5 protein-coding genes are annotated in these 9,843 nt (G+C 52.7%); all 5 read left to right on the forward strand.

Annotated features, from left to right (window positions below):
- Window positions 1–66: 66 nt before the first annotated feature.
- The 5 genes from J2X61_RS18400 to J2X61_RS18420 all read left to right on the forward strand — a co-directional run bounded on the left by J2X61_RS18400 (window position 67) and on the right by J2X61_RS18420 (window position 9,244).
- The gene (locus J2X61_RS18400; protein WP_310189613.1) at window positions 67–6,366 is read left to right on the forward strand and encodes a collagen-like protein; all 6,300 of its coding nucleotides are present in this window, start codon (window positions 67–69) and stop codon (window positions 6,364–6,366) included.
- A 597-nt stretch (window positions 6,367–6,963) separates the two neighbouring features.
- Window positions 6,964–7,845 (forward strand): phosphotransferase family protein, encoded by an 882-nt coding sequence (locus J2X61_RS18405; protein ID WP_274470465.1) that lies wholly within the window; start codon window positions 6,964–6,966, stop codon window positions 7,843–7,845.
- 202 nt (window positions 7,846–8,047) lie between these two features.
- Entirely contained in the window at window positions 8,048–8,314 is a 267-nt protein-coding gene (locus tag J2X61_RS18410) for a hypothetical protein (protein WP_310189614.1), read from the forward strand.
- Window positions 8,315–8,367: 53 nt separating this feature from the next.
- Window positions 8,368–8,583: a hypothetical protein gene (locus J2X61_RS18415; protein ID WP_310189616.1), complete on the forward strand. Its 216-nt coding sequence runs from the start codon at window positions 8,368–8,370 to the stop codon at window positions 8,581–8,583.
- Window positions 8,584–8,800: 217 nt separating this feature from the next.
- A complete protein-coding gene (locus tag J2X61_RS18420; protein ID WP_274470462.1) occupies window positions 8,801–9,244 on the forward strand; it encodes a GNAT family N-acetyltransferase in 444 nt (147 codons plus the stop codon).
- Window positions 9,245–9,843: the final 599 nt, after the last annotated feature.

The raw sequence follows: 9,843 nt of genomic DNA on the forward strand, positions 1-9,843 counted from the left end.
ACAAGATTACTTAAACGTTCGCAATTCAAACATAAGAAAAAAAAGAAACCTGGCAAAAGAATATCGATGGAGTATCATAAGCAGAAAAAAAAGAAAAAAACAAGAGTTGAAGTACAATTTAAGTTCAAAAGGGAACGAAAAAAGAAGGTCAGGAATTTAATCTTAATTAGAGGTCCAAGGGGTATACGAGGGCCATGTGGTCTTAAAGGGGCTGCGGGTGAAAAAGGGCCGAAGGGAGCAACGGGGGCAACCGGCCCAACTGGAGCAACGGGGGAAACAGGAGAAGCGGGTGCAACCGGAGCGACTGGAGCAACGGGGGAAACAGGAGAAGCGGGTGCAACCGGAGCGACTGGTGCAACAGGTGCGACTGGAGCAAGAGGAGCAAGAGGAACTACAGGTGTAACAGGGGCAACTGGGGTAACGGGTGCAGCTGGAGTAACGGGTGCAACCGGAGCAACAGGAGCAGTGGGTGCGACTGGAGCAAGAGGAGCAAGAGGAACTACAGGTGTAACAGGGGCAACTGGGGAAACGGGTGCAGCTGGAGCAACGGGGGTAAACGGAGCAACCGGAGCAACGGGTGCAACAGGTGCAACAGGTGCAACAGGTGCGACTGGAGCAAGAGGAGCAAGAGGAGCAAGAGGAACTACAGGTGTAGCAGGGGCAACTGGGGTAACGGGTGCAGCTGGAGTAACGGGTGCAACCGGAGCAACCGGAGCAGCGGGTGAAACTGGAGCAACCGGAGCAACGGGGGCAGATGGGGCAGCCGGAGTAACTGGAGTAACGGGGGTAACCGGAGCAACTGGCGCGACAGGTGCAGTTGGAGCAACCGGAGCAACCGGAGTAACTGGGGCAACTGGGGCAACCGGAGTAACAGGAGCAACGGGTGCAACCGGAGCAACTGGGGCAACGGGGGTAACGGGAGCAACCGGAGAAGCGGGTGCAACCGGAGAAACGGGCGCAACCGGGGCAACGGGTGTAACCGGGGCAACGGGTGTAACCGGAGCAACCGGAGCAACCGGGTCAACTGGTGCAACCGGAGCAACGGGTGCAGCAGGAGCAACAGGAGCAACAGGAGCAACCGGAGTAACTGGGGCAACAGGAGTAACAGGAGCAACGGGTGCAACAGGAGCAACGGGTGAAACGGGAGCAACAGGGGTAACAGGAGCGACTGGAGCAAGCGGGGCAACTGGGGTAACGGGTGCAGCTGGAGCAACCGGAGCAACAGGGGCAACCGGAGTAACTGGGGCAACCGGAGCAACTGGTGAAACGGGAGCAACAGGGGTAACAGGAGCGACTGGAGCAACAGGAGCAACCGGAGTAACTGGGGCAACAGGAGTAACGGGAGCAACCGGGGTAACCGGAGCAACTGGCGCGACAGGTGCAGTTGGAGCAACCGGAGCAACAGGGGCAACCGGAGTAACTGGGGCAACCGGAGTAACTGGAGCAACGGGTGCAACAGGAGCAACGGGTGCAACAGGGGCAACGGGTGTAACCGGAGCAACCGGAGCAACGGGGGTAACTGGAGCAACCGGAGCAACGGGGGTAACCGGAGCAACGGGTGAAACGGGAGCAACAGGGGTAACTGGGGTAACAGGAGTAACGGGAGCAACCGGTGCAACTGGAGCAACAGGAACAACCGGAGCAACTGGGGCAACCGGAGTAACTGGAGCAACGGGTACAACCGGAGCAACTGGTGAAACGGGTGCAACAGGAGCAACGGGTGAAACGGGTGCAACAGGAGCAACAGGAGCAACCGGAGCAACTGGTGAAACGGGAGCAACAGGGGTAACTGGGGTAACAGGAGCGACTGGAGCAACGGGTGCAACCGGAGCAACCGGAGCAACTGGAGTAACTGGAGCAACGGGTGCAACCGGAGCAACGGGGGTAACGGGTGCAACCGGAGCAACTGGTGAAACGGGAGCAGCGGGGGTAACGGGTGCAACGGGAGCAACGGGTGTAACTGGAGCAACCGGAGCAACGGGGGTAACTGGAGCAACCGGAGTAACGGGTGCAACCGGAGCAACAGGGGTAACAGGAGCGACTGGAGCAACCGGGGCAACTGGGGTAACGGGTGCAGCTGGAGTAACGGGAGCAACCGGAGCAACCGGAGCAACGGGTGCAACAGGAGCAACTGGGGCAACCGGAGTAACTGGAGCAACCGGGTCAACCGGTGCAACCGGAGTAACGGGTGCAGCAGGAGCAACCGGGGCAACGGGAGCAACAGGAGCAACCGGGGCAACAGGAGCAACCGGGGCAACGGGAGCAACAGGAGCAACGGGTGCAACAGGGGTAACAGGAGCGACTGGAGCAACCGGGGCAACGGGGGTAACTGGAGCAACCGGAGTAACGGGTGCAACCGGAGCAACAGGGGTAACAGGAGCGACTGGAGCAACCGGGGCAACTGGGGTAACGGGTGCAGCTGGAGTAACGGGTGCAACCGGAGCAACCGGAGCAACGGGTGCAACAGGAGCAACTGGGGCAACCGGAGTAACTGGAGCAACCGGGTCAACCGGTGCAACCGGAGCAACGGGTGCAGCAGGAGCAACCGGGGCAACGGGAGCAACAGGAGCAACCGGGGCAACGGGAGCAACAGGAGCAACAGGAGCAACCGGAGCAACGGGTGCAACAGGGGTAACAGGAGCGACTGGAGCAACCGGGGCAACTGGGGTAACGGGTGCAGCTGGAGTAACGGGTGCAACCGGAGCAACAGGAGCAGCGGGTGTAACTGGAGCAACTGGAGCAACGGGGGTAACCGGAGTAACTGGGGCAACAGGAGTAACGGGAGCAACCGGGGCAACTGGAGCAACAGGAACAACCGGAGCAACTGGGGCAACCGGAGTAACTGGAGCAACGGGTACAACCGGAGCAACAGGAGCAACGGGTACAACCGGAGCAACGGGTGCAGCAGGAGCAACCGGGGCAACGGGAGCAACCGGAGCAACGGGGGTAACGGGAGCAACCGGAGAAGCGGGAGCAACCGGAGCAACGGGGGTAACGGGAGCAACCGGAGAAGCGGGTGCAACCGGAGAAACGGGCGCAACCGGGGCAACGGGTGTAACCGGAGCAACCGGAGCAGCGGGTGTAACTGGAGCAACAGGAGCAACGGGTGCAACAGGAGCAACTGGAGCAACAGGAGCAACCGGAGCAACGGGGGTAACGGGAGCAACCGGAGAAGCGGGTGCAACCGGAGAAACGGGCGCAACCGGGGTAACGGGTGTAACTGGAGCAACAGGAGCAACGGGGGTAACGGGTGCAACCGGAGCAACGGGAGCAGCGGGGGTAACGGGTACAACCGGAGCAACTGGTGAAACGGGAGCAACAGGGGTAACTGGTGCAACCGGAGCAACGGGTGCAACCGGAGCAACCGGGGCAACTGGTGAAACGGGAGCAACAGGGGTAACAGGAGCGACTGGAGCAACCGGGGCAACTGGGGTAACGGGTGCAGCTGGAGTAACGGGTGCAACCGGAGCAACCGGAGCAACCGGTGCAACAGGAGCAACTGGGGCAACCGGAGTAACTGGAGCAACCGGGTCAACCGGTGCAACCGGAGCAACGGGTGCAGCAGGAGCAACCGGAGCAACGGGAGCAGCGGGGGTAACGGGTGCAACCGGAGCAACCGGAGTAACGGGTGCAACTGGTGAAACGGGAGCAACAGGGGCAACTGGTGAAACGGGAGCAACAGGGGTAACTGGTGCAACGGGAGTAACCGGGGAAACGGGGGTAACCGGAGCAACGGGGGTAACGGGTGCAACCGGAGCAACTGGTGAAACGGGAGCAGCGGGGGTAACGGGTGCAACCGGAGCAACGGGAGCAGCGGGTGTAACTGGAGCAACCGGAGCAACGGGTGTAACTGGAGCAACCGGAGTAACGGGTGCAACCGGAGCAACTGGTGCCACAGGAGCAACCGGGGCAACCGGGGAAACGGGGGTAACCGGAGCATCCGGGGCAACCGGAGCAACTGGGGCAACAGGAGCAACCGGAGCAACAGGAGCAACGGGTGCAACAGGAGCAACCGGAGCAACGGGGGTAACGGGAGCAACCGGAGCAACTGGGGCAACCGGGGAAACGGGGGTAACGGGAGCAACCGGAGCAACCGGAGCAGCGGGTGTAACTGGAGCAACCGGAGCAACTGGAGCAACCGGAGCAACAGGCGCGACAGGTGCAACCGGAGCAACGGGGGTAACGGGAGCAACCGGAGAAGCGGGTGCAACCGGAGCAACAGGAACAACCGGAGCAACCGGAGTAACTGGAGCAACGGGTACAACAGGAGCAACTGGCGAAACGGGTGCAACAGGAGCAACAGGAGCAACGGGTGAAACGGGAGCAACAGGGGTAACTGGGGTAACAGGAGCAACTGGAGTAACTGGAGCAACGGGTGCAACCGGAGCAACGGGTGAAACGGGTGCAACAGGAGCAACGGGTGCAACCGGAGCAACGGGTGAAACGGGTGCAACAGGAGTAACTGGAGCAACCGGAGTAACTGGGGCAACTGGAGTAACTGGAGCAACGGGTGCAATAGGAGCAACAGGAGCAACTGGTGAAACGGGTGCAACCGGAGTAACGGGTGCAACCGGTGTAACAGGAGCAACAGGGGTAACTGGGGTAACCGGAGCGACTGGAGCAACCGGAGCAATGGGTGCAACCGGAGCAACGGGTGTAACCGGAGCAACGGGTGTAACCGGTCCAACCGGAGCAACAGGAGCAACTGGAGTAACTGGAGCAACAGGAGCAACAGGAGCAACCGGAGCAACGGGGGTAACCGGAGCAACGGGTGAAACGGGAGCAACAGGGGTAACAGGGGTAACAGGAGCGACTGGAGCAACTGGAGTAACTGGAGCAACGGGTGCAACCGGAGCAACAGGGGTAACGGGGGTAACCGGAGCAACTGGCGCGACAGGTGCAACCGGAGCAACAGGGGTAACAGGGGTAACAGGAGCAACGGGTGCAACAGGAGCAACAGGAGCAACCGGAGCAACTGGGGCAACTGGAGTAACTGGAGTAACTGGAGCAACTGGAGCAACCGGAGCAACGGGTACAACAGGAGTAACTGGAGCAACGGGTACAACAGGAGTAACTGGAGCAACGGGTGCAACAGGAGTAACCGGAGCAACAGGGGTAACAGGGGTAACAGGGGTAACAGGAGCGACTGGAGCAACGGGTGCAACCGGAGCAACAGGTGCAACCGGAGCAACGGGTGCAACCGGAGCAACAGGGGTAACAGGGGTAACAGGAGCGACTGGAGCAACGGGTGCAACCGGAGCAACCGGAGCAACCGGAGCAACCGGAGTAACTGGAGCAACCGGAGCAACGGGTGCAACCGGAGCAACTGGAGTAACTGGAGCAACCGGAGCAACGGGTGCAACCGGAGCAACAGGGGTAACAGGGGTAACAGGAGCGACTGGAGCAACTGGAGTAACTGGAGCAACGGGTGCAACCGGAGCAACGGGTGCAATAGGAACAACCGGAGCAACCGGAGCAACTGGAGCAACAGGCCCAACCGGAGCAACAGGAGCAACCGGAGCAACCGGAGCAACCGGAGCAACCGGAGCAACCGGAGCAACAGGAGCAACCGGAGCAACTGGTGTAACAGGGGTAACAGGAGCGACTGGAGCTACCGGAGCAACCGGAGCAACCGGAGCAACCGGAGCAACCGGAGCAACTGGTGTAACAGGGGTAACAGGAGCGACTGGAGCTACCGGAGCAACAGGAGCGACTGGAGCAACTGGAGTAACTGGAGCAACGGGTGCAACCGGAGCAACGGGTGCAATAGGAACAACCGGAGCAACCGGAGCAACAGGAGTAACAGGAGCAACAGGAGCAACAGGGGTAACAGGAGCAACAGGAGCAACAGGGGTAACTGGGGTAACAGGAGCGACTGGAGCTACCGGAGCAACGGGGGTAACAGGAGCAACAGGCCCAACGGGAGCAACAGGAGCCACTGGTGCAACCGGTCCAACTGGTATTTCACCAACTTTAGCTTTTGCTGAAAACGCAGGATCAATAAATGTTTTTCCACCATTAAACACAGAAGTAACAGTTGTAAGTGTTACTCAAGGTGTTGTGGTTAACCAGCTGTTAAAAATTGATTATTCTTTATCTATTGAAATAATTACTACTGCGAACTGGTCAGTGCGTTTTGAAATGCGATTATATCGAGATGCAACATTAATTGATACAAGGATTTTTAATGCAAATCAACCAAGTGCAGGGACTCATAGATATCCATTAGCAAGTACCCAGGTAGATGTTGCACCAGCTACTACTACCTCGACGTACTCCGTTAGAGTCATTTTTACGATAGCTACCAACCTTACTTCAAGTACAGCCAATAATCGTGATTTAAACATTATAACATTTACCCCATAACATGCCTGCTTATGGTAATGTGGATTTTAAATACTTGTTTTCTGGCCCGATAAAAGCTGGAGATGACAACAAATGCTTACCTTGCAACTGTTAGCTCAATAAAAGCAGCGGCGGCAAATTTCCTCAAGTCATAGTCCGCCGCTGTTTCTTTTCAATTAAATTTAGCGATCTACTCAAGCTGCGAATCTCGGATGTGCTGGATGAGAAAAGGATGATTCGGGACCCATATCGTTCCACTGCGAGAAGAAAAACTAACAAGACCCTTAATCCCAATTGGCGATGTTTCGGCTAAAGCAATCCGGGAACATCTGGCCGAGTGCGGCGAATATCTCTCCAATGATCCGTTATTCGTTTCTCGAAAAAAGAAAGATGGTGAACCAGCGCCGCTGCATGTTCTTGTCAAACGACAGGTGCAACAACAATTACGCAGTTCGCTACTCAAATGATAATTTTTCAACTAACAGGGAACATTAGTTCAAAAGTAAGGGAGTAGATTGCCACGGCCGGCAGCTGCTCCCTGTTTTATTGAAGTAACGGGCAGGATAACGCGGCTAAATGTTGAATTTCCTGGAAGGAGTAAATAACCAGAGGTGAGGTATGATAGCAGGAAAAACTATATACGACTCATTGGCGAATATTGAATGGCATGAACAAAACCCAATTTTAAACAATCTGGTTATTTCAGGAGCTGAACTGACGTTTGTCCCGCTTTCACCGGGGTTTGAGGCAGATGTGGTTAAGATCACAAAAGGGGAAGAGCATTTTGTACTGAAGGTGTGGAACAAACACTCGAAACCCGACGTCCTACGTCAATATTGCCTTTTGAAAGCTCTTCGTCGTCAAGGAATCAGTGTATCCGAGCCGATCGGCTATGGGCGGACCAAAACTGGGGACAGTGTGCTGCTGACCCTCTATCATGGTACTGCTGTGACGAAGGTGAACCCGAGCATTTTTAAGAAAATTGCTGCTGCCTTTGCCGACATTCACCGGCTATCTCCGGAAGGATTGGAGGGTAGGGCGCTAGCTAGGTATGATTTTGTTGAGTATTTTTTCCAGGGGATCGAGGCGTTTCCGGCGATGAAAGAGGAACTGATCCGGCTCGTCGCTTCCGCGGATATGAAAATGGACAGGTTGATTCACGGCGATTTCAATTTAGGGAATATTCTAGAAGAGAATGGACAATACACAGTGATCGACTGGACGAACGGGCAATTAGGGGATCCTAGATACGATCTGTCATGGGCTTGTCTGCTTCTGCGTATCTATTTGAGCGAGAGCAAAAGCCTTACGTTTTTATACAAATATCAAGAGGAAATGCCCCTGGCGACGGCGGAGTTGGGGATCTTTGAAGCGCTTGCCTGCCTGAGGTGGCTGTTGCTTGACCGAATTGCTGGAGTGCCCAAACACGCGGATACGATGAAGAAGGTAAGAAAAATCGTCAGGGATAATCGATTTTTAAATGAGCGTTTGCTTGTGTAAGGGCAGTTCCCTCTCGATTGAAGTTGATGTTGCATTGATTTAAATCATTCCGCTAACTATGAACGATAGTGCATAAACAAGGGATAGATCGCCTCGCCAGGTAGCTGTCCTTGTTTCATTGAAGTAACGGGCAGATTAACGCAACTACCAAGTAATGGAATCGTATAAAGTTTTAACGAAGAGGAAGTGAGGGGGGAATTTAGTGGGAAAACCTAAATTACTTACATCTATAATGGTGGGACTCTTTTTCTCTGTTTTATGGTTAATGATTGGAATTCCAATGTACATTAATTCATTAGCAGCACATTTTGGAATGAAATACTTGATTTGCTTTGTTTGGGCAATACCTCTTCTTTCAGTTGTTTTTGTTGCAATTTTTAAAAAGAACTTTGGGTATATGGCTTCGACAATTTACTTTTTTATTGGAACAATATTTTTTTCTTTAATAGCCCCAGTTATTTTGGATTAAAGCAATTGCCTTTAAGCTAAAGGGCAAGATAATTTTCTAATTTATATGAAAGTATGCCAGGATGGATAGGGTATAAAAATGGAGTTCCTTATTGGTTTGGACAAGAAGATAATGACATATTTATTTATGCTTCAGTCGAACCAAGTGGATTATCATTCTTTGCACAGCTGAATGATAGCGACTGGAATTCTTGGATTGAAAGTTTTAAATCGGAAGCAACAAAAGTATTAGGTTTTAATGTTGGTGAACCCGAGGATGGATTTTTGTAAAATGAGATTCAGTGGCATCCGACAGAGTTCATTACGCTATCGGGAGACGATAGTGCAAAAACAAGGGACAGATCGCCGCGATTGTAAATCGATTAATATAATTCCGAAAAGAGTGGTAAGCATGAAGACATATATCAATTGGAGATATACGATCATCATCTTCAAAAATGTGATGAAAGGAGCGTGATAAATTAATAAGAAAAAGGAGCAGAACGAAATGATACAAAACAGAAAAGCAACCGATAATGACTATGATATTATTATAAATCTTTGGGAAAGATCGGTAATGGCCACTCATCATTTTTTGAATTTTAAGGATAAAGAGGAAATCAAAAAAGAATTACCCATGTATTTTCCTCATCTTGATGTACGTCTCTGGTATATCGAAGACTCTATCATTGGATTTACCGCCATCAATGAAAATCACTTGGAAGCACTATTTCTCGATCCCGATAAAATTGGCAAAGGGTATGGGAAACAAATTATGCAAATATGCATCAATGGTTTTGGGATCACGTCCGTTGATGTGAATAAACAAAATGAGAATGCGACAAGGTTTTACTTAAAAAGCGGCTTCGGAATAATCGGTGAAGATTTGACGGATGGAGCAGGCCGCCCTTACCCCATTTTACATTTGAAATACAATGAACAGCAGAAGTAATTCTTCTGTCCAGGCTGTCGAGAAATCGACAGCCTTTTAAATAACTATTGAATATCTTTTTTGACAGCACACAGAAGTTTAATGATTTATCCATTCCATATCAAGCGATTGGCATGTAGATAAAGAGGCGAAAGAAAGACTTTACAGGCATATCAAATATGCCAAAAAAGCATTGCCTAAAATAATTACATTTCTGAGTTCATCGATCCGAATGACCACCCGGAGCGGTGATTGCCGTGCCATCAATCAATCCGGGCAGTAATGTTGCATCCAGATCTGTACCATTCGCTACGGAGATAGCTGCAATAAGTCAGAAGGGGTTGGGAATCGGCGCAAAGTGGCGGTATGCGTTAGGTATTCAACGTAGGAAAGAGTCATAAACTGATTGTCACCGTTGCGAGGACTCAAATGTTGCTTTGTGGATAAAATTCGTGGAATAACTACAACTGTATTTGGGCTTGTCGAATCGATCATGCAGTCTTGGCATCTTCTTGTCAGCGGATAGGCTGGGAAGGAAATTGCTTCTGTTAAAGTCTTATAGTGTGCAACAGGAGGTTAAGCTTAATAGATCCAATAGTTGAAGTATGCCCATTAGAGCA

The organism is Bacillus sp. 3255, assembly GCF_031456485.1.
GTDB lineage: Bacteria > Bacillota > Bacilli > Paenibacillales > NBRC-103111 > Paenibacillus_E.

What these genes read in the sequence shown, in the direction of transcription:
- J2X61_RS18400 (WP_310189613.1), top strand. Translation starts at nt 67, where the DNA reads ATGGAGTATCATAAGCAGAAAAAAAAGAAAAAAACAAGAGTTGAAGTA.
- J2X61_RS18405 (WP_274470465.1), top strand. Translation starts at nt 6,964, where the DNA reads ATGATAGCAGGAAAAACTATATACGACTCATTGGCGAATATTGAATGG.
- J2X61_RS18420 (WP_274470462.1), top strand. Translation starts at nt 8,801, where the DNA reads ATGATACAAAACAGAAAAGCAACCGATAATGACTATGATATTATTATA.
- J2X61_RS18415 (WP_310189616.1), top strand. Translation starts at nt 8,368, where the DNA reads ATGCCAGGATGGATAGGGTATAAAAATGGAGTTCCTTATTGGTTTGGA.